Here is a 20,844-nt window from a genome sequence, read left to right on the forward strand (position 1 = left end):
CCGTGCCAACGGGCTTATTTTTTGGCCTGTTTCACCGGCTCGGTGGTGCGCAGGAAAGCCACCAGATCAACAATTTCGCTTTCCGTCAACCCATCGAGCAGGCCGGTGGGCATCATGGAATTGGGCGTCACCTCGCGTGACTGAATCTCCGATTTGTTCAGCACCACAGGGTCCTGCCCGACTACGCGCAACGTCACCTGACGCTCGTTTTCCCCGACGACATTACCGGTATACGTCCGCCCGTTGCGGGTTGTAATGACCACCATTTTGTAATCATCCTGAATTTCTCCGCTGGGGTTCAGAATATTACTCAGCAGGTAATCCAGGTTGGCCCGGTTGGAACCCGTAATATCCGGCCCGATGTTGCCGCCTTCACCGTACATTTTGTGGCAGGGGCCGCAGGTACGTTGAAAAACCAGCCGCCCCTTCGTCGTATTGGCCGATAACAGGGTCCGGTTGGAAAGCATCTTCTGGTAACGGGCGTATTCTTTTTCGTCGATACCGTTCTGTTCAATCGGTCCCCAGACTTCGACAAAACCGCTGCCAACTACCCGCAGCAGTTGCCGGGCGGCATAGGTGGGCACATCGCGTTTGGGAATCTTGTCCGTTTTCAGGGCCTGTGTCAACTGCCAGCCGTATTTCGGGCGCGACGACATCGTTTGGACCACCTGCAATTTGTCTGCCGGACTGAAATTCGGGTAGCGGGTCAGTAGCAACTGGCCTAGGGATTCATTGTCATACCCGGCAATGGCCCGGATGGCTTCAGAGCGTAAGTTGGGGTCGTTCAGCAGGGTCGGAAAGGCGTTTACCAGTTCAGGCCGTTGCCGACTGGCAATGGCTTTCAGGGCTTTCTGTCGCTGATCGAGGGGCGCTTTCGGATTTTTCAGCGTTGCCAATGCCTGTTGGGCGGTTTCGGTATCCCCAAATTGTTGAGCAATCTGCTGCGCAAGCTGGGCGGTTTTCGGGTTGGCTTTCAGTTTGGTATAAACCGCTTTCCAATTGGCCGGAGTCGCCAGATCCGAGCGACCGTCCAACCCATCGCGCATCCCTTCCAGCAGACTGGTGGGTGTTTTGGCCGATTGGCCGATGGCCGTAATGAGGGCCGGTATCTGGTCGGCGTCAACGGTTCGGCGGGCAGCGAAGCGGGCGACCATCGGAATTTCGCACCGGGCGGCTAGTGTTAATGCCCGTTCGGGATTCTGCTTGACAAGCGGTTCAAAACCGTACCAGATCATTTTCGGCAGGTTATGATCGCCCTTGTCCTCGCCGTGCTGCATCAGTTCTCCGGCCAGTTTCCAGGCGGTTTCGGTGTCCACCCGTTGCAGGGCCGATGCCAGATACAGCCGCACGACCGGCGACTGATCTTCGCGGGCCATTTTGACAAACTTTTCCTGCACAGCCGAAGAAGCCGAACGGTCTTCGCACAACAACTGAACGGCCCAGGCGCGGACGTACGGATCTTTGTCGTCCAGGGATTTCACGAGGGCGTTGCCATCAAAACCGCCGGTTACGTGCAGCGCCCACATGGACCGCAGCCGGTAATCCGGATTGGTATTTGTTTCAAACAATTGCCGAAGTTGCGCGTGGGTCTGTCCGTCCAGTTTGCCTTTGACTGCCCGGTTTTGCAGAATAATTCGGGCGCGTCGGGCGTGCCAGTCGCTTTTTGACGTTTGCAGATTAACCAGTTGCGCATCGGTCATTTTGTTGAGGTCCGAATACCGTCCGGTCCAGTTTTCGGCCAGCGAGGTTTTCGGCATAACCCGGAAAATCCGCCCTGTTTCGCCGTTCAGCACTTCCTTGCCGCAGATGTCGGCATCGTGCCAGTCGAGCACGTAAAGACCGCCATCCGGTCCGATTTCCATGCTGAAACCAACCCACTGGGCGTTGTTGGCCTGTAAAAAATCATCGCCGTGGTGCCCGACGTAGCCAGAACCTTTTGGCTCCAGAATATCCGATAGCACGGCGTGTTCGTGAATATTCGCCATAAAAAGCCGTCCCTGTTCCGATTGGGGAAAGGCATCGGACTGGTACACCCGTGCCCCGCCGTGGGCCGAGCGGTGGCTGTGATCGGTAATGGTTTTAATATCGTCGTAAACGTACGGATTGAAGTGCTGACCACCCTGCCGGTGGTAAATACCGCCCGGAATCACGTGCCAGAGGTGCGGAATGACGCAGGCCGTCATTACAAGCTGGCCCTTCGCGTTGTAGTCAATGCCCCAGGGGTTGCTGAAACCGTGGGCCACCACCTCAAACCGGTCTTTGATGGGGTGATACCGCCAGACGCCCCCGTTGATGTCTGTGCCCTCGCCTTCCAGAATATCTTCGGGAAAGGGGTCGTTGTGTTTGTAAAGTTTGCCTTTTCCGGCTGGTTTCCGCACTTTCGAGGGCGTTGCAAAGCCCTGCAAACCGTACAGCCAGCCGTCAGGCCCCCAGTGCAGACTGTTCAGGGTTTCGTGCCGGTCACGGATGCCCCAGCCCGTCAGCCGGACTTCTATGTCTTTGACATCCGCCCAGTCGTCGCCGTTGCGATCCGGAACAAAGAGCAGGTTCGGTGGAGCGCCCAGAAACAACCCGTCGAAGCCAACGGCCATCGCAGCCGGGAACGGAATGCTGTCCAGAAACACCTTCTGACTGTCGGCCACGCCGTCGTGGTTGGTGTCTTCCAGAATCAGAATCCGGCTGTTGCCGGCTTTGGAAAAACCGTAGCCGCGCGATTCATAATCCCGGTTTTCGGCCACCCAGAGCCGCCCGCGATCATCCCAGCAAAACGCCATCGGCTGCGTAATCATTGGCTCCGACGCCCAGACGTTGGCCTGATACCCGTCTTTCAGCGTCATGCTCTCGATAGCCGCCTGCGGGGTCAGAAACTTGGCTTCCAGTCCTTCTTTCTGGGCCAGCCCCCAGAGGTAAGAAGTCGAGTTCTGTCCGCTGAATTCGCTCCAGGTTTTGGTCAGTTCCACATCGTTCAGATCGCCGGTGTAAACCACCAGCTGGTGACGAATGATTTCGGTATCCCCTTTTTCAATTTTCCAGTCGCCGGTTCGGGCGCGGGCCGGGCCGATACCGAGCTGGTTATCGACGCGCCAGGTTTGCGGGTAGCCTTTGTTTTCGGGATGGTCAAAAATGGCGATATGCGCCAGATCGTTCCGGCCTTCTACCTGCATACCCACATCCACCCACATGGCGCGCTGGCCTTCGGCTTTTTCGTTGCGCTGCCGGGCCGCGTTGATTACTTCCCCCTTAATGCCTTCCCGCCAGGGCATCCGGAGAAACAAACCGCCGTAGTCGTATTTACCAATCGTCACGTCGGTGTTGGCTTTGCCTTTCCACTCCAGGTCCAGCAGAAACTTGCCGTTTTTTTCACGCATCGACCAATTTTGGGTTTCGGTCAAAACCGTAGCGCCTTTTTCGTCCAGCAGATCATAAACCGTCTGCCATTTTACTTCCGTTCCGGTGGCTCGAATCACTTTGGCCGATACCCGACGCCAGTAATCGCCCTGCGGATGGTGAAAATAATCCCGGCCGTTAACGCGCGTAAATCCCCAGTATAATCCCGTCTGGTGTTTGTGGTGGCCGGGGCTGTATTCGGTTAGAACGCCTTTGCCGTCGGGAGCCGCGATAGGGTGAATGTAGGGGCGAAAATCCGGTTTAGCGTTTTGGACCAGAATCGGTGTTTTGCCGCCGACGCGGAAAACCGATAGGGCTCCGGTTTTAACATCCTGTCTGATTTGCAATTTCTTCTCTGCTCCAGGCGGTTCACCCGCTGAGCCGTAGCGGGAATGGAGGAAAACGCTGCCAGAGCAAAGGATAAGTAGGGTTAGAAGTACCGAAAAGAATCTCATGACGGTTTAGGGACAAATGACAGTTTAATGTCAGGTTTTATACCAAAGAGCTAAAGTTTAGTACAACTACTTATTGACGGCAACCTTATTGTTGCAGGTGGCAAAGATTGAGAAGTGGTGCCTGATTTAACCAAAAAATAACCTATTCTAATTTTTCTGGTCTTAGTTGGTTTTAGGAGAATTTTTTATTGGAATTGTACGATTTTAATGCATACATTAGCTACTTGTAAGTAACTGATCTCTGTTAATTTTAAAACCTGCAAACACCAGTTCATGCGGATTCGAAAATTACCCATTCAGTTGGGCCAGAACGCTGAAAAGGAAATCGCCCTGCGGTTAAAAGCGGGCGATGAGCGGGCTTTTGAGGACGTTTTTTACCGTTACTACAAACACCTCTATGCCATCGGCATCAAGTTTCTGAAAAATCCGGACCTGGCCGAAGATGCCGTTCAGGAAATCTATCTCAAACTCTGGGATCACCGCGAAACGCTCAACGAATCGTACGCCATTAAGAATTTCCTGTCCATTGCGATGAAGAATCACGTGTTGAACGTGATTCGCGATCAGCACCAGACGATCTGGGAATACCTCTCCAGTGAGGTGGAGGAGCGTCTGGGCGAAGACACGACCAGCGACGCCTTCCAGTTGCAGGAATACGGGGCCATTCTGGAGCAGGGCATACGGGAACTGACTCCGCAGCGCGCGAAAGTTTTCCGGTTGCGGGTTTTTAATGGAATGAACAACGAAGAAGTGGCCAGCCAGTTGTCGGTTTCGATCAATACCGTTAAAGTGCAGTTTTCGCAGGCTACGAAGTTTCTGAAAGACTACCTGAGCAAACACGCAGACCTGGAAGGCATTCTTCCTATTATTCTCTTCTTTTTGATTTCGTAATATTTTTTCCGGGTCCAGTAATACTACGGGTTGGCAAGTGTGTATCTATTTAGGAAACAATGGTATTTTTCCTAAGCCGCCTGCATGGACGCACAACTTCTACAGAAGTATTTACGAAATGAATGCACCCCGGATGAGGCCCGGCAGGTTCTGCTGTATCTGGCCACCCCCGACGGTCAGCGTCAGTTGCAGCACTTGCTGGAAACCGATCTGGCCGATGTTGCTGAGCTGCACCTGGACACTCCCGAACGGCAGCAGGCCCAGCGGCTTTTCAGCCGGATTCAGACTCGTAAACAAACCGCATCCGAGACACCTGTTCGCCCGTTACGTTCGTCCTGGCGCTGGATGGCTGCGGCTGCGGTCGGACTGATTGTGCTGGCTACGGGCTCCCTGTTCTTCTACCGGCAATTTGCGACTCCCCAGCCCATTTCCCTGCATACCGATTTTGGTCAGACCCGCCGGGTGGTGCTGCCCGATCAGTCGGTTGTAACGATGAACGGCAATACGACTCTGCGGTATTTTGAGCACTGGAAGGCCGATCAGCCCCGCGAAGTCTGGGTGGAAGGCGAAGCGTTTTTCGAAGTCGTACACACCCGAAATCACCAGCGTTTCCAGGTCCACTTACCAACTCAGATGAACGTTGAGGTGCTGGGAACACGATTCAATGTGTATACCCGAAAAACAAAGACCAAAGTGGTGCTGAATGAAGGCCGTATTCAGATGCGGGTGGCAAATAATTCAAACAATCACCTGGAGATGCAGCCGGGTGAAATGTTCATGGCCGATACCGAAACGAAAGCCTTTTACAAGAAGCGGGTGAACGCACAGGCGCATTCGTCCTGGCGCACGGACAAGCTGATTTTCGAAGGCGCCACCCTGGCCGAAATTGCCCAGTTGCTGAAGGATACCTACGGGCTGGACGTGGAAATCCCCGACCAAAACCTGAGGGAGCAGAAAGTAACCGGCACCGTGCCTGCCCGCAATGCCAACACCATCCTGAAGGGCCTTTCTGGCTTGTTTGACTTGAAAGTTACCCGCGAAGCCAACCACATACTCATAGAATAAACTCTCTACGCATGAAAAAAATAGTTTTACTCTTGGGAGGAGCGTTGCTGGCCGGGGCCCTGCCGACCCGCGCGCAGATGATTGCATCAAACGGGCATCGAATGTGGTCGCAGGAGAAGGATGTAGCCGCGCCCATGGTAACGCTGCGGACTGCGTTATCGGAACTGGAAAAACAGTACCGTGTATCGTTTATCTACCGGACGGATCTGGTGGATACGAAAGTCGCGTTGAACGCCAATCGGGCGCGCACCCTGGAAGAAGCGTTGACGAACCTGCTGGTTGATAAAGGGTTGACATTCGAGAAGATTCAGGCGAACTTCTACATTATTGTCGCCAGTAAGGAAAAGGGAACCCGTCTTTTTCGTAAAATAAATCAGATCGAAAAGAAAGCCTTCGACGCACCAGTGGGAAACGAGCCCATCGGCCTGGCCGACCTGAACCTGACTAAACTGGAGCGTATCGGTTATTCGGTCAGCTCGGCGGAGCGGCCTCTGGAAGACATTAAGGGCAAAGTGTCGGACGCCAACGGTGATGCCATGCCGGGGGTAAGTGTGGTCATCAAAGGAACAACCCGGGGAACGACAACCAACAGCGAGGGCGAGTATACGCTCAACGTTCCCGGCAATTCGACGCTGGTTTTCAGCTTCGTCGGCTATGTTTCGCAGGAAATTCCGATCAACGGCCGGACCACGCTGAATGTATCACTGGCGCAGGACGAGAAGGCACTGGAAGAAGTGGTCGTTGTGGGATACGGTACGCAGAAACGGGCGTCGGTAACGGGGGCTGTTTCGTCCGTAACGCCGAAGGAACTGACGGCTTTGCCGGTTATTAGTGCGGAGTCGGCCCTACAGGGACGGGTTCCGGGTGTGCGGGTGGTCAACAACGGAAGTCCGGGCCAGGCACCCATTGTCCGCATCCGGGGTGTCGGTTCGATCAACTACGCATCAGGGCCGCTGTATGTGATCGACGGCGTCCCCTCGGGCGACCTCAACAACCTCGACCCCAGAGATATCGAATCGCTGGAGGTTCTGAAAGACGCCAGTTCGGCGGCTATCTACGGGTCCAGGGCCTCGAATGGGGTCGTGATCATTACCACCAAGCGCGGTTCGAAAGACGGGAAAATACACGTTAGTCTGGATACCTATTTCGGGACGCAGAGCGCCTGGAATAAGCTGGATTTGCTCAACACACAGGAATACATTCAGTACGCAACGACGTTGCTGGGAAATGCCGGTATTGCCATGCCCGCCCGGTTGGGCAACCTGAACACGCCCATCTACGAAGGCGCTTCGCAGACATTTGCCCAAACCGCAACCGACTGGCAGGACGTCATGCTCCGTACAGCACCGATTCAGCAGCATCAGGTTTCGGTATCGGGCGGTAACAGCCTGTCACGGTTTTTTGCTTCGGCGGGGTATTTCGATCAGGAAGGAATTCTGATCGGGACAAACTACAAGCGGGGGAACGTCCGGCTGAACTCCGACCACCAGATCAACAAGTTTCTTTCGTTCGGGCAGACGCTGATGATTTCGTACGACAAAATGCGGGGTGAGCAGGGCTTTGGTGGTGGCCGGACGGCGGTGATGCAGGCCATCCGGAATCTACCGTACTGGCCGGTTTCGGACCCTACGAAAGTGGGCGGTTACAGCTCTCCAACGGCCGCCGACGGTTCTGACCCCGACAACCCGGTACGGATTGCCTTGCAGGATCAGAGCTACAACCAGCGGATTAAATTGCTGGGAACGCTGTTTGCCGAAGTCCGATTTACGAACTTCCTGAAATACCGCTTTAGCTTCGGAGCGGATGTTGTAACCGGTCTGGAAAAAAACATCTATCCGATTTATAACGACGGTTACAAAAGCCGGGTTCAGAACAATATTCAGGACAATCGGGGATCTTATTATTCGCCCATCCTGACCAACCAACTGACGTTCGAGAAAACCTTTGGCAAGCATTACCTGACCGCTACCGCAGTTGCTGAAAAACAGAATTTCCGCGGCTCAACCCTGAATGGAAACGGGTATCGCCCCAACAACGACATCAATGTTCTACAGGGTATTTCAAACCCCGGTGTTACGAGCAGTCTGGAAGAAAATAGTTTGATTTCGTACATCGGCCGGGTTAATTACGAGTTTGCCGGGAAGTACCTGGTCAGTGGGTCCGTACGCCGGGATGGTTCGTCGCGGTTTGCACCGGGCAACAAATGGGGTACATTTCCATCGGCATCCGTGGGCTGGCGGGTCAGTGAAGAAGAGTTCATGAAATCCGTACCGGCCATTTCAGAACTAAAAATCCGGGCCAGTTATGGTCAGACGGGAAACAACAACATCGGAAATTACGCCTGGCAGTCGCAGATTTTAGCGGACAATACCAATTATGTCTTTGGCGCCGAGAAAGTGTTAGGTTCTTACTTTAGCTCACTCGGAAATACAAACCTGAAATGGGAAACGACTAAGATGACCAATCTTGGCATCGATGTAGGTCTGTTCAGTAACAAACTGACGTTCACGGGCGAAGTCTATAACCGGCGGACGGATGATCTGATATTGAGTGTGCCTCTCCCGAATTCGCTGGGGTATTCCGCTTCACCGCTGGCCAACATCGGCAGCATGAAAAACTGGGGGTATGAATTCCAGGTCGGTTACAGCCAGAACGAAGGCGCTTTCCGCTGGAACGTATCCGGTAATCTGGATATTACCCGCAACAAAGTTTTGAGTCTGGCAACGCCGAGCGCCACCATTTATTCGGGCAGAAATGATGATTTTGGTGGCAACGACATAACAAAAACCGAAGCGGGTCAGTCCATTCAGTCGTTCTACGGTTATCAGGTGGCAGGAATATTCCAGACGGTGGACGAAGTGTTTAACGCACCCCTGCAAATCCGGCCCGACAACCGCGAAGATTATGACCCGATCAAGCACACCTCGCCCGGCGATATTCGTTTCAAAGATATCAACGGCGATGGCGTAATCAATGCCAGCGACCGGGTGTATCTGGGCAGCTACATTCCCAAATTCAGCTACGGCGTCAATTTCAGCGCCAACTACAAAAACTTTGATCTGACGCTTTATTTACAGGGTGTTTACGGCAACAAGCTGTACAACGGAACAAAGGTCATCGAGCAGGGAATGTTGCGGTTGTTTAATGCCGGAAAAGACGTGCTGAATGCCTGGACCCCCACCAATACGAATACGGACGTACCCCGGGCCATCAGCGGTGACCCGAACAACAACAGCCGTACCTCCGACCGGTTTATCGAAAGCGGTTCGTATATGCGCGTGAAAAACCTGAGTATTGGCTATTCCATCCCGGCCCCGGTTCTGAGCAGGCTTACGGCCAATACCCTCACCAAAGCGCGTATTTATGTCTCGTCGCAAAACCTCCTGACGTTTACGAAATACACGGGATTGGATCCGGAAGTCGGCATAAATGGTAATGCGGCAGACCAGACCAAGTTACTGGTCAACGGAATTGACTACGGGCAGTATCCGCAGCCACGCACGCTGCTGATTGGGCTGAACATCGGTTTCTAATGCGTTGCAGGAAGTTCATTAAACGGTATTAACGAACGATTTCAATGAAAAATAAACTTCTTTTATCCGGTATCCTTTTTCTGGGCCTGGTGGTAGGCTGTCAGGAAAGTGATCTGGACAAGCTGAACCCGAACGGGGTAGCCGTCGAAAACTTTTATAAAAACGGAGCGGAGTTGAGCAGTGCGGTCAATGCCGTCTACGCCGTGGCCAAATCCAATTTTCTAACCTCACGGGAGTGGTTTTTTCTGCACGACTTACGCAGTGACGACGTAGCCGCCGGAGGTGGTCAGCTCGAAACACCCCGCAACCAGATTTTACTGGGAAGCTATACAACAGACAACGGGGTGTTAGGAAACGTCTGGGCCGGATTTTACCGGTTGATTCACCGGGCCAATGCAACCCTCGATCTGTCCGAAAAAGTCTCGGATATTCCGGCGGCTGATAAAGCCCGGATGCTGGCGGAAACCCGGTTCCTACGTGCCTGGGCCTATTTTGATCTGGTCACGATGTGGGGCAGTGTGCCTTTGTATAAAAACTATGTTACCAGCGTGGAAGGTTCGTTGCCGCGTTCGCCCGAGAAGGAAGTGTATGATTTTATCATCGCCGATCTGAAAGCCGCTCAGGAAGCATTACCCGCCACCTATGACGCCAAAAACCTAGGCCGGGCTACCAAAGGCGCTGCCCAGATGCTGCTGGCCCGGGTTTATCTGCAACAGACGGATTATGCCAACGCCAAAACCGAATTGCAGAAAATCATCAGCTCGGGCGTTTACGGGCTGGTTGATGAGTACCTGGACAACTTTCTGGAAGAAACCGAGTTTAACAAAGAGTCGATCTTTGAAATTAACTTTTTCCCGTCGGGCGGTAACTACAACTGGGATGCGGACGGCAACGGCGCGACGGCCGGAACCGAAACCGTGCGGACGCAGGAGTATTCGGCCATTGGCTGGCGAAACGTGATTCCTTCCAACAGCCTGCTGAATGAGTTTGAGAAAACTGCCACCGGCCGCGACCCGCGGTTTGCCAAATCATTTTACGTAACCGGCGATAAGTACAATAATGGGAACAACACACTGACCGATGCCGCCCAGAACGGAAACTCCTCCACGGTTGATGGACAAACCATGAAAGTAAGCTGGCGGAAATTTTCGCTGATGTACAAAACCGATCAGTCGTACCTGACGGGCGGCATTAACCAGCGAATCATGCGTTACGCCGAAACCCTGCTGGCGATGGCCGAGGTGGAAAACGAACTGGGCAACAGCGCCGAAGCCGTCAAGTACCTCAACATGGTACGGGCCCGGAAGAGCGTTAACATGCCGCCCTATCCAACGGCGGCCTATCCGGTTAGTAACAAAGATCAGGTGTTTAACGCCATTGTGCACGAACGGCGTGTGGAGTTGAGCGGGGAGCAAATCCGCAACCGCGACCTGCTGCGCTGGCGGAAGGCCGGTAAACTAAAGGCCGAACCGTTCACGTATTTTCAGAAAGGCAAACACGAATTCCTGCCCATTCCGCAGCAGGAAGTAGACAACAACCCGAAAATTGAACCGACTGACCAGAACCCGGGGTATTAATTCTCCGGATTCCCAAATGATGAAATAGGAAATAGTGGGCGAGGGCAACGGTAAATCACCGCTTGTTCCTCGCTTTACTGATTTTTAGAATGCGGTAATTGCCAGCCAGTTCCATGCGTTTTTTCTCTCTAACATTCGGGATCGTTTCGCTGCTGATGGTGGTTTGTACGGCTTGCCGGAAGTCGGATGAGCCGCTGTTTAAGCAAATGCCGTCCAGCCAGACCGGGATCATATTTGCCAATACCCTCAAACCCACCGATTCCCTCAACGCTTTTACGTTCACCAATTTCTACAACGGCGGGGGCGTGGGCGTCGGCGATGTGGATAACGACGGACGACCCGACGTGTTTTTGGGCGGCAATCAGGTAAGTTGCCGGTTATACCTCAACCGTATCGATACCACCACGCACGAGTGGAAGTTTGAGGATGTAACCGAAGCCGCCGGACTGACCACCAACCGCTGGTGTACCGGTATTTCGATGGCCGACATCAACGGCGATGGCTGGCTGGATCTGTATGTGAGTGTGGCCAGACACACGGCTTTGCCGCATTCCGAAAACCTGCTGTTTATCAATCAGGGCCTTAAAAACGGCAAGCCGGTTTTCCGGGAAATGGCTACCGAATACGGTCTGGCCGACGCATCATTTACCACGCAGACGGCTTTTTTCGATTACGACCTCGACGGTGATCTGGACGCATACCTGCTCAATACCGGTCCGGACCTGCAAAATCCGAATTATCTGCGGGTGACCATCAACGACGGTTCGTACCCGAGCACCGGCAAGCTGTACCGCAACGAAGGCGTCGGTCCGCAGGGGCATCCGGTGTTCAAAGACGTTTCCAAACAGGCAGGAATTGTCTACGAAGGGCTGGGGCTTGGTCTGGCCATCAGCGATCTGAACAAAGACGGTTTTCCGGATATTTACGGCTCCAATGACTTCATCAGCAGCGATGTCCTGTATCTGAACAACGGGAAGGCTTCGCCCGGTAATCCCACGTTTACCAATGTCATCCGGCAGGCGACGGCCCACACAAGCCTGTACGGCATGGGAGTCGATATTGCCGACTTTAACAACGACGGGTTGCCCGATATTTTCCAGCTCGACATGCTGCCCGAGGAAAATGCCCGCCAGAAAAAGATGCTGGCCGGACAGGATTACGACCGCAAGGAACTCAGCATTGCCGAACCGTATCGCTACCAGATGCAGTATATGCGCAACTCATTGCAGTTGAATCTGGGCGTTGAACAGGGCGGCAAATTGAATACCGTTGCTAACCCTGCGCCACTGCCACTTTTTAGCGAAATCGGGTTGCTGGCCGGTGTGGCCAAGACCGACTGGAGTTGGGCCGCGCTGCTGGCGGATTATGACAACGACGGACGTAAGGATATTTACATCACCAACGGCTACCGGCGCGACGTGACGGACCGGGATTTTATTTCGTTTACCGAAGAGTTTTCCGGCTTCGGTACGGCGGAATTTCAGAAAGACAAGCGCGAAGAACTGATCCAGAAAGTGCCGGAGGTAAAGGTGCCGAATTATGCCTTTCGCAACGACGGCGACCTGGCGTTTACCGACGTTTCAAAAACCTGGGGACTGGCCGATCTGTCGTATTCCAACGGGGCGGCCTATGCCGATCTGGACGGCGACGGCGACCTGGACCTAGTGGTCAATACCGTCGATTCTGAAGCACTGGTGTACCAGAACCGGGCGCAGCAAAACCGTCCGGCGCACTATTTGTCCGTCAATGTTAAAGGCGATACCGGCAACCGGCAGGGGCTTGGGACAAAAGTAACTCTCTGGGCGGGCGGTCAAATGCAGTACGCCGAACTGTCGGTGGTGCGCGGTTTTCAGTCGTCGGTCGAACCGGTCCTGCATTTTGGATTGGGCAACTCAACGGTCGTGGATTCATTGCGGATCGAGTGGCCGGGCGGGAAGTCGGAAACAAAATACCGGGTTAAGGCGAATCAACGGCTTACGGCCCGTTTCGAGCAGGCTAAAATGAGTGAGCCGAAACGCGCGACAAAACCTGCAGAGCCGCTATTCGCCCAGGTAACCGGGGAGCTTTCGCTGGATGTCCAACACCGTACCTCTGACTTTGTAGACTTTAAGCAAACGGCGGCCCTGCACAAAATGCTGTCGCGCACGGGGTTTGCGCTGGCAACCGGTGATGTCAACGGCGACGGCCTGGACGACTGCTTTGTGGGCGGCACTTACCGGGGCAGCGACGCCTGTTTTCTGCTGCGAACGCCGTCGGGCGGTTTTACCAAAAAGCCGTTTCCGATTCACCGCAATCACGACGATACGGCGGCTTTGCTGTTTGATGCCGATGGCGACAACGACCTGGATTTGTATGTGGTGGCGGGGGGCGTCGAGCGGCCCGCGTCAGACCGGGCGTTTTATCAGGACGGTTTGTATCTGAACAACGGGAAGGGCGATTTCAGTCCGGCTCCGGCCCGTGCGCTGCCGGATGTGTCGGGCAGTGGGTCCTGCGTCACAGCCGCCGATTTTGACCGGGACGGTGATCTGGATTTGTTTGTCGGCGGGCGGCAGATACCCGGTCAGTATCCGCTTCCGGCCCGTAGTTACCTGCTGCGCAATGACGGACGGAACGGTGCTTGCCGGTTTACGGACGTAACAGCCCAACTGTCGCCATCGTTGCTCAAAGTTGGTCTGGTCTGCTCCGCTCTCTGGACCGACCCTGATAAAGATGGTTTTCCCGATCTGTTAATTTCCGGCGAATGGATGCCGATCACGTTGATAAAAAATGATCGAGGGAAAACATTCACGCATTCACCCATTCCTTCCCTCACTCATTATCAAGGCTGGTGGAACTGTCTGGCGCAGGGCGATTTTGACAGGGATGGTGATCTGGATTACATCGCCGGAAACGAGGGTTTGAACACGCTATACCGGGCGTCGGAGCAGGAACCAATCAAGATTGTTGCCAAAGACTTCAACAACGACGGCACATTTGACCCGCTGATGGGTTACTTCATCAAAGGCGTCCGGTATCCGGCCATTCCGCGCGACGCCCTGAACCAGCAGGTCATCCAGTTTCGGCGGAAATACCAGCGGTACGCCGATTACGCCCGGGTGACGTTTGACGATTTGTTGAGCAAAGACGATCTCGACGGTGCTTACCAGACCGAAGCCACCTACCTGCAAAGCGCCTACATCGAAAACCTCGGAAACGGCGAATTTAAGGTGATGCCCTTGCCGCGAATCGCGCAGCAATCGCCGGTTTTTGGTATTGTTGTGCAGGACTTTAATCGGGACGGCAAGCTTGATGCGGTTCTGACCGGTAATTTCTACCCCAACGAGGTGAACATGGGCCGACAGGACGCTTCGTTCGGGCTGGTGTTGCTGGGCGACGGACGCGGAAATTTCAGGCCCTTGCTGCCCCGCGAAAGTGGTTTACTGGTAACCGGCGATGCCCGGCGGTCGGTTTTATTAACGGGAAAAGGGCTGGACACCTTGCTGGTTACGGCGGTCAACGGGCAGGGATTGCAGTTTAACCGGTACCGCGCTCCGGGGCGTCCGCAAACCGGCGGTAAACCGGAGAAAATAGCGCGCTATTCCGGTCAAGGCAGACACCGGCGTTGACAAGCGTTCGTCTGGCGGCTCCCGATCATACCGTATCACCCGGGCGTTAGTCTGACGCCTGGGTGTAGGTTCCGGCGGCATACCAGAGGTTGGCAATGGCTTTCTGGTATTTGGCCTGTAATTCTGCCTGTTTTACCTGCAAGTCAATCAACTTGGTTTCGCGGCTGTTGATCAGAAACAGCGAACTTTCTCCCATGTCAAATTTTTGCTGTTCAGCCTGTAAAAGCGTCTGCTGGTTGACAACGGTTTGCCGTTGAAGGGTGAGCTGGCTCTCCAGTGCTTTCAGTTCATTCCAGGCCGATTGAACCCCGTTGACAATGTCGCGACCCGTTTGTTGCCGTTCGAGTGCCAGTTGCTGGGATTTTAACTGCACCTGCCGGAGCTTGCCCCGTTCTTTCCGCAGAAAAAGCGGCAGCGTAAAGTCAACGCCAATTTTGTGGTTGTCGGCCCGAAATGCGTAGTAGCTTGCCCAGTCGTACCGTTCATTGGCCGATGGAGTCCGGCTCAGCAGATTGGCGCTCACGCTGATCTGGGGTTGCAGCAACGACCGCCGAAACCGTTCTTCGATCACCAGTTGTTCCCGTTTGGCCGTCAGCTTCACCAGCTCGGGGTGTTGCTCGGTGGCCCGGCTGAGCAGATTCTGAAACTGTTCCTCGCTGACGGGCAGAATGGGATTGGTTTGCGGAATTACGAGCGCGGGCAAGTCAACCGGGCGGGGGGCGCCTTCCGTATCATCCGAATGCCACAGAAAAGCCGTCAGCCGTAACCGGGCATTCTGCCAATCTACTTCGGCCTGCCGCAACTGCACCAGCCGGTCCTGAACGGTAATGAGTGCTTCGGTGGTGTCGATTGGTGCCGCATCGCCCAGCAACGCCCGTTCACGAATACCCTGAAACCGTGTATCCGCCAGTTGATAACCCTGACGAATCAGCCGGACTTGCTGATAGGCCGTATACCAGTCCCAGTAGGTCTTGGCCGCGTCGTACAGCGTTTTATTGATTAATTTCAACCGGTCGGCTTCGGCCAGATTAATGGCCTGTTCGGCCTGCCGCAACGCATTCCGCCGGGCGTCGATCAGCAAGCCCTGACCGATCGGTACGCTTACGCCTACGGCGGCCAGCCCCGACGAAGGGACGCGGTCTTCGGGGTTCAGATACTGCCCGCCGTTGCGGTCGTAGGTCATCTTGACATCAATACCGCCCGGTAAAACCGGAATCGACAACCCGGACTGCCATTTGTCGTAATACAACGTTTTGCCAAATTCCTTCCGGTCATACACCGAAAACAGTTTCGGGTCAAAAGCACCCCGCGCCTGACGGATTTCCTGCCGGGCTTCCTGACTCAGCAGGGCCGCCTGCCGGACGATGGGATGGTGCTGGAGAACGGCTTCGTAAAAATCAGCCGCCGAAAAGACGGTTTCTGCCGTTGAAATGGTATCGGCGTGTTGCGTACTGGCAGATTGTCCGATTGCCTGACTGACAACGGTACCACTGATCAAAAGCCAGATACTAACCAGTATGGTTTTCATTTTTTCTTTTCCGATTCTTTGGGCTCCTCCTGCAAACTAGGCGGGAAACCGTTCAACTGACGCCAGATTTCGTACCAGATCGGGACATCGTCGAGCATGACCCATCCGTAAACGCCGGACCCAACCCGCAACTGCTGGGGCCAGGACTGGTCGCCTTTGCGGGGTTGGGGTTTGACCAGCAGCCGGTATTTGCCATTCACACTGCTTACGGCGTCGATAACGGCCACCTCACCCCCAAACGTACCGACGGCCACCGATGGCCAGCCCGAAAACTGAATGGCGGGCCAGCCGTCGAACTGAAGCCGCACATGCCGTCCGCTTTGAATGAGGGGTACGTCCATTGCCCGGACGTAAAGTTCAACCGCGATAGCGGGATTTGCGGGCTGGAGCGTGGCAATGGATTCGCCCTCCTTGATGGTTTCACCGATCCCGAATTTGTACGACCGAACCACATAGCCATCCTGCGGAGCGCGCACGACGTATAAGCCCCGCCGGACATCAACGCTGCTGATTTTATTCTGAATCTTGGAAATTTCTCCGTCGGCTTCGGCCCGGTACGAAACCGCCGAACTGCGGTCGGAGAGGGCCTTGGCCAGTTTTTCCTGAAAATCCGCCTGAATGGTGTTCAAATCAAGCCGGGCATTCACCAGTTCCTGCCGCGAGACGTTGAGTTTGTTTTCTATGGCAATGACCTTGGCATAATCCTGCTGCACTTTCAGGCGCCGGGATTCGAGGTCTGTTAGGGAGAACAGGCCGTTTTTGTAGCCTTTCTCGTAGCGATCCAGCCGGTTGAGGGAAATCTGGTAGTTGTTGCGCTCGGCCACCAGGTCCGTGCTGTCGCTGGTGACTTTGAAAGCCGCCTGCCGCACCTTGTTGCGGGCCGATGCCAGTTTTACCTGCAAACCGGTTTTCAGCGCCTGAATCTGTCCGTCGAGGGCGGAAATTTTGGCGTTGGTGGCTTCCAGGCTGCCTTGTTTGGCGCCGAGTTGTTCGTCAAGTCGCTGGGGCAGATTGGGGTCAAAATATTCGTCCTTGATCTCGGAGATCACCAGCAGTGTATCCCCTTTTTTAACAAATTGCCCTTCCTGAATCTTCCAGCTTTCAATCCGGCCCGCAATGGCGTTCTGCACGGTTTGCGGGCGGTCGCGGGGGGTCAGGGCCGTAACGCTGCCTTCACCGCTGATATTTTGCCGCCACGGCAGAAACAGGGTAACCAGTACAACCAGCAGCAAAAAGATCAGCCAGCGCCCCAGCCGCCGACCGCTGTTGGGTTCTGGTAATGTTCGTAAGGTTTTGAGCGAGTAGTGCGTCATAAGCGCTTCGTCTACCCGCTGATTGGATAAGTTAAGCATGGTCGGTCGATTCGGTTTCCAGGGGTAAATCGGTTACGTTCGCAATTTTCTCGACGGCGGTCAGCATGTCGAATACGGTGTCAATGCCCGAAATCAGTTTCTCGACCGAACCGGATATCAATACGATAATGAGTTCAGCCGCCACAAACTGGCCGAGGGTCATCTGGCGAGCCACCACCAGCGAGGTCCCCAGAATGAGCAGGCCACCCGTCGTAATGGTCTTGAAACCGATGGCGCTGTAGAAAAACCGCTTTAGCACCCGAAAGTGGGCATTGCGGTAGGAAACGTACCCGGCGACCAGTTCATCCATGCGGTCGATGGGTTCGCGGGTGCTCTGGTGGCGAAAACGGGCAATGTCCCGCGCAAATTCTTCCAGAAAACTCACCACCCGGTATTTGTACTTCGACTCGTTAAGGCTCGTTTGGATACCCTGAGAACCGTAAACCCAGCAGATGACCGCAATGGTTATGAGGGTAAACAAGCCGAAGACCAGAAAAACAGGATGATAAAACGACAGCAGGATAATCCCGAACAGAATCTGCATGGCGGCCGCAGTCAGGTCAATCAGCAATTTGGGCAACCCCTTCTGGACCGTTAGCACATCGAAAAAACGGTTCATCAACTCCGGCGGGTAGTATGCCGACAGTGCTTCGGGCCGAATCCGCGGAAGTCGGTAGGTATATTCAAAAGCCGCTTTGGCAAAAATGCGCTGTTGCATGATCTCGACCAGCGTCATCTGGGCGACCATCAGAAACCCCGTCACCAGCACACCCAGAACCACTAGACCAATCAGGACGTAAACAGAACTGAATACTAACCCGCTGGATACCAGGTTAAACACTGCCTGAATGCCCAGGGGAAGCGAGAGGCTGATTAAACCCGTGACAATGGCATACAGATAGACGTAGCCAATGTCTTTTTTTTCAGTTCTTAGCAGACGAAGTAACCGGCGTAAGGGTGATGGTGGTGGTTGGTTTTGAATATCGGAATTCATTGTTTATTTGCTTTCTCAATTGATAGTATTACTATCTTTATTGCAAACATAACTTTTATATCTGAAAGTTTGTTTCTTTGTAAAAATAATTTCACTTGCAACACAAAGAAGATAGACATGGAATATACGGTTCGGGTACGGATGAACGAAAAGCTCTTTCTCCGCGACCCGGAAAGCTCAGATTTAGGCCGTCGGATTGTTAGGCATAGCATTCGTCTGATTGCGGATATTGGTTTCGAAGAAATGACGTTCCGCAAACTGGCCGACCGCATCGGTACGACCGAAGCCAGTATTTACCGGTATTTTGAAAATAAACATCGTCTGCTGATCTATCTGGTAGCCTGGTACTGGCAGTGGCTGGAATACCAGGTTTTATTCCAGACCAATAATCTGGCGGACACCCGCGAAAAGCTGGAACGCGTTCTGCGGCTTTTGTTGCTAAAAGATTTTCCCGAATCGGAGACTTCGATGGACGCCATCGACATTCGGGCGTTGTACAGCATCGTTATCCAGGAGTCGAGCAAGGCATATCTGACTCACCACGTTACGCAGGATAATAAGGAACAGCTTTTTAAGCCTTATAAAGACCTCTGTCGACGCATTGCCGGGATTATTCGCGAATACCAGCCCAACTATCCCTACGCTCAGTCCCGGGCCAGTTCGCTTATTGAAACGGCTCATTATCAGGCGTTTTTTATGAAGTACCTGCCTTCGCTGACGGATTTAGGCACCGACTCGAACCTGCCAGTCGGGAACGACGAACGGTTGCTGGGTTTTCTGCGCCATCTGTTATTTTCGTCGCTCGATGCCGAAAATTTCTGAGGACGGGTAACGCTTCTTATTTTTGGTGGCCCAACGGGACGATTTCCATCGGGTGAAAAACGAAAGCCGTCGGATTTCATTGGAGAAGTACGGCTATTCACTTAAATCGTAGGAAACTATGTGGCCGGATAAGCGGATTCAGGACTTACTGGGTATCGAGTGGCCCATTATTCAGGCGCCGATGGCCGGATCGGTTTTGTCGGAAATGGTAATTGCGGTTTCCGAAGCCGGTGGGCTAGGTTCGCTGCCCTGCGCCCTGCTCAGCGCGGAGCAGATCCGGAAGGAATACAGTGCCATTCGGCAGCGAACCGATAAGCCGGTTAATCTTAACTTTTTCTGCCATCAAACGCCCAACGCGGACCCGGACTGGGAAAACCGCTGGCGAAAACGGCTGGAAAGCTACTACCGGGAATTTGGTATTGACCCACAGGCCCCAATTCCGGTTTCGAACCGTGCGCCGTTTGACAGCGCGCTCTGTGAACTGGTCGAGGAACTCCGGCCCCAAGTGGTCAGCTTCCATTTTGGACTGCCGGAGCCGCAACTGCTGGCGCGGGTGAAGGCCAGCGGGACCAGGGTGCTGTCGTCGGCAACAACCGTGGATGAAGCCAAATGGCTTGAAGATCAGGGTTGTGATGCGATCATTGCGCAGGGAGCCGAAGCGGGTGGGCATCGTGGTATTTTCCTGAGTGAAGACACAACAACGCAGGTGGGAACGATGGCGCTGGTGCCGCAGGTGGTCGATGCCGTAAAAATACCGGTTATTGCGGCTGGTGGAATTGCCGATGCACGCGGAATTGTTGCCGCTTTTGCGCTCGGGGCGTCGGCGGTCCAGCTCGGAACTGCTTATCTGTTTTGCCCGGAAGCCCAGATTTCACCGCTGTACCGGGCGGCTCTGCGGAATGCCAAAGACAACACTACTGCCATCACCAATGTTTTTACCGGCCGACCCGCGCGCAGCATCGTCAACCGGTTGGTTCGGGAGGTTGGCCCCATTTCAGATGCCGCACCGGGGTTTCCGCTGGCGGGTGGCGCTCTGATTCCACTCCGGTCTAAAGCCGAACCGTCCGGATCATCCGATTTTATGTCCTTGTGGTCAGGACAGGCCGCGCGCCTGGGGCGCGAACTTCCCGCCGGCGAACTAACCCGGTTGCTGGCCGAAGAAACCTTCCGATTGATGGATTCAATTAATCAGCGTGCCTAAAACCGCTGGTGTCGTTATTCCCTGTTGGTAACGCAGGAAGCCTGGAGTGATTTTATTTCATCGTCGAGCACCGATTTCATGATCGTCAGCACGTCAGCCGCCAGCATTTTTTCGCCGTCTTCCACCAGTCGGTTATAGGACTCGTACAGGATATGGCATCTCCGCTCAAAACGCGTTGTTGGCGTAACGGAAAATATGGTGGTCTGGGTTTTGAAGGCTCCCGTTATAACGGTTTCTTTCGGCTTATTGAAAAAGTTCGTCATGGTTACAATCGATTAAGGATACATCTCGGCACCAAATAACGGATTTATATTGCTTGTGCAAATATAGAAAAGTTGCTGACAGTCCCAAATTCTGCTTTAATTAATCCAAAAACTGCGGGTAGAGTGGCAGCGATTAGACAAATCATTGCCCCGGACGCTAGTAGAAAAACC

At 54.0% G+C, this 20,844-nt stretch carries 12 protein-coding genes; 7 read left to right on the forward strand and 5 right to left on the reverse strand.

The window, feature by feature from the left end; all coding sequences use genetic code 11:
* Positions 1-14: 14 nt before the first annotated feature.
* A complete protein-coding gene (locus LX87_RS16220; RefSeq protein ID WP_111629322.1) occupies positions 15-3,842 on the reverse strand; it encodes a PVC-type heme-binding CxxCH protein in 3,828 nt (1,275 codons plus the stop codon).
* Between the two features lie 273 nt (positions 3,843-4,115).
* Here LX87_RS16220 and LX87_RS16225 point away from each other — a divergent pair, with 273 nt between their 5' ends.
* The 5 genes from LX87_RS16225 to LX87_RS16245 all read left to right on the forward strand — a co-directional run bounded on the left by LX87_RS16225 (position 4,116) and on the right by LX87_RS16245 (position 14,513).
* The gene (locus LX87_RS16225; protein ID WP_111629323.1) at positions 4,116-4,733 is read left to right on the forward strand and encodes an RNA polymerase sigma-70 factor; all 618 of its coding nucleotides are present in this window, start codon (positions 4,116-4,118) and stop codon (positions 4,731-4,733) included.
* A gap of 84 nt (positions 4,734-4,817) precedes the next feature.
* Positions 4,818-5,798 carry a FecR domain-containing protein gene (locus LX87_RS16230; RefSeq protein ID WP_111629324.1) on the forward strand — a complete coding sequence of 327 codons (981 nt, stop codon included), beginning with the start codon at positions 4,818-4,820 and terminating at the stop codon, positions 5,796-5,798.
* Positions 5,799-5,809: 11 nt separating this feature from the next.
* Positions 5,810-9,331, forward strand: coding sequence for a SusC/RagA family TonB-linked outer membrane protein (locus tag LX87_RS16235; protein WP_229310694.1), 3,522 nt, complete (start codon positions 5,810-5,812; stop codon positions 9,329-9,331).
* 44 nt (positions 9,332-9,375) lie between these two features.
* Entirely contained in the window at positions 9,376-10,908 is a 1,533-nt protein-coding gene (locus LX87_RS16240) for a RagB/SusD family nutrient uptake outer membrane protein (RefSeq protein ID WP_111629325.1), read from the forward strand.
* Positions 10,909-11,021: 113 nt separating this feature from the next.
* Complete coding sequence (locus tag LX87_RS16245) at positions 11,022-14,513, forward strand: VCBS repeat-containing protein (protein WP_111629326.1); 3,492 nt, start codon at positions 11,022-11,024, stop codon at positions 14,511-14,513.
* Positions 14,514-14,559: 46 nt separating this feature from the next.
* On the opposite strand, the gene LX87_RS16250 is transcribed toward LX87_RS16245, so the two are convergent.
* The 3 genes from LX87_RS16250 to LX87_RS16260 are packed head-to-tail and all read right to left on the reverse strand — an operon-like array spanning position 14,560 to position 18,387.
* A complete protein-coding gene (locus tag LX87_RS16250) occupies positions 14,560-16,041 on the reverse strand; it encodes a TolC family protein (RefSeq protein ID WP_111629327.1) in 1,482 nt (493 codons plus the stop codon).
* Positions 16,038-17,393, reverse strand: coding sequence for an HlyD family secretion protein (locus LX87_RS16255; protein WP_111629328.1), 1,356 nt, complete (start codon positions 17,391-17,393; stop codon positions 16,038-16,040). Before LX87_RS16255 ends, LX87_RS16250 begins: the two co-directional genes overlap by 4 nt.
* A complete protein-coding gene (locus tag LX87_RS16260) occupies positions 17,386-18,387 on the reverse strand; it encodes an ABC transporter transmembrane domain-containing protein (RefSeq protein WP_111629329.1) in 1,002 nt (333 codons plus the stop codon). The genes LX87_RS16255 and LX87_RS16260 overlap by 8 nt, the downstream gene beginning before the upstream one ends.
* A 117-nt stretch (positions 18,388-18,504) precedes the next feature.
* Here LX87_RS16260 and LX87_RS16265 point away from each other — a divergent pair, with 117 nt between their 5' ends.
* Complete coding sequence (locus LX87_RS16265; protein ID WP_111629330.1) at positions 18,505-19,209, forward strand: TetR/AcrR family transcriptional regulator; 705 nt, start codon at positions 18,505-18,507, stop codon at positions 19,207-19,209.
* A gap of 118 nt (positions 19,210-19,327) precedes the next feature.
* Positions 19,328-20,410 carry an NAD(P)H-dependent flavin oxidoreductase gene (locus LX87_RS16270; protein ID WP_111629331.1) on the forward strand — a complete coding sequence of 361 codons (1,083 nt, stop codon included), beginning with the start codon at positions 19,328-19,330 and terminating at the stop codon, positions 20,408-20,410.
* Positions 20,411-20,424: 14 nt separating this feature from the next.
* On the opposite strand, the gene LX87_RS16275 is transcribed toward LX87_RS16270, so the two are convergent.
* Positions 20,425-20,673, reverse strand: coding sequence for a hypothetical protein (locus LX87_RS16275; protein ID WP_111629332.1), 249 nt, complete (start codon positions 20,671-20,673; stop codon positions 20,425-20,427).
* Positions 20,674-20,844: the final 171 nt, after the last annotated feature.

This window comes from Larkinella arboricola, from assembly GCF_003259745.1.
GTDB lineage: Bacteria > Bacteroidota > Bacteroidia > Cytophagales > Spirosomataceae > Larkinella > Larkinella arboricola.

Excerpts from the sequence above, each read along its gene's own strand:
- LX87_RS16220 (WP_111629322.1), bottom strand. The coding sequence starts at position 3,842 with ATGAGATTCTTTTCGGTACTTCTAACCCTACTTATCCTTTGCTCTGGC.
- LX87_RS16225 (WP_111629323.1), top strand. The coding sequence starts at position 4,116 with ATGCGGATTCGAAAATTACCCATTCAGTTGGGCCAGAACGCTGAAAAG.
- LX87_RS16230 (WP_111629324.1), top strand. The coding sequence starts at position 4,818 with ATGGACGCACAACTTCTACAGAAGTATTTACGAAATGAATGCACCCCG.
- LX87_RS16235 (WP_229310694.1), top strand. The coding sequence starts at position 5,810 with ATGAAAAAAATAGTTTTACTCTTGGGAGGAGCGTTGCTGGCCGGGGCC.
- LX87_RS16240 (WP_111629325.1), top strand. The coding sequence starts at position 9,376 with ATGAAAAATAAACTTCTTTTATCCGGTATCCTTTTTCTGGGCCTGGTG.
- LX87_RS16245 (WP_111629326.1), top strand. The coding sequence starts at position 11,022 with ATGCGTTTTTTCTCTCTAACATTCGGGATCGTTTCGCTGCTGATGGTG.
- LX87_RS16250 (WP_111629327.1), bottom strand. The coding sequence starts at position 16,041 with ATGAAAACCATACTGGTTAGTATCTGGCTTTTGATCAGTGGTACCGTT.
- LX87_RS16255 (WP_111629328.1), bottom strand. The coding sequence starts at position 17,393 with ATGCTTAACTTATCCAATCAGCGGGTAGACGAAGCGCTTATGACGCAC.
- LX87_RS16260 (WP_111629329.1), bottom strand. The coding sequence starts at position 18,387 with ATGAATTCCGATATTCAAAACCAACCACCACCATCACCCTTACGCCGG.
- LX87_RS16265 (WP_111629330.1), top strand. The coding sequence starts at position 18,505 with ATGGAATATACGGTTCGGGTACGGATGAACGAAAAGCTCTTTCTCCGC.
- LX87_RS16270 (WP_111629331.1), top strand. The coding sequence starts at position 19,328 with ATGTGGCCGGATAAGCGGATTCAGGACTTACTGGGTATCGAGTGGCCC.
- LX87_RS16275 (WP_111629332.1), bottom strand. The coding sequence starts at position 20,673 with ATGACGAACTTTTTCAATAAGCCGAAAGAAACCGTTATAACGGGAGCC.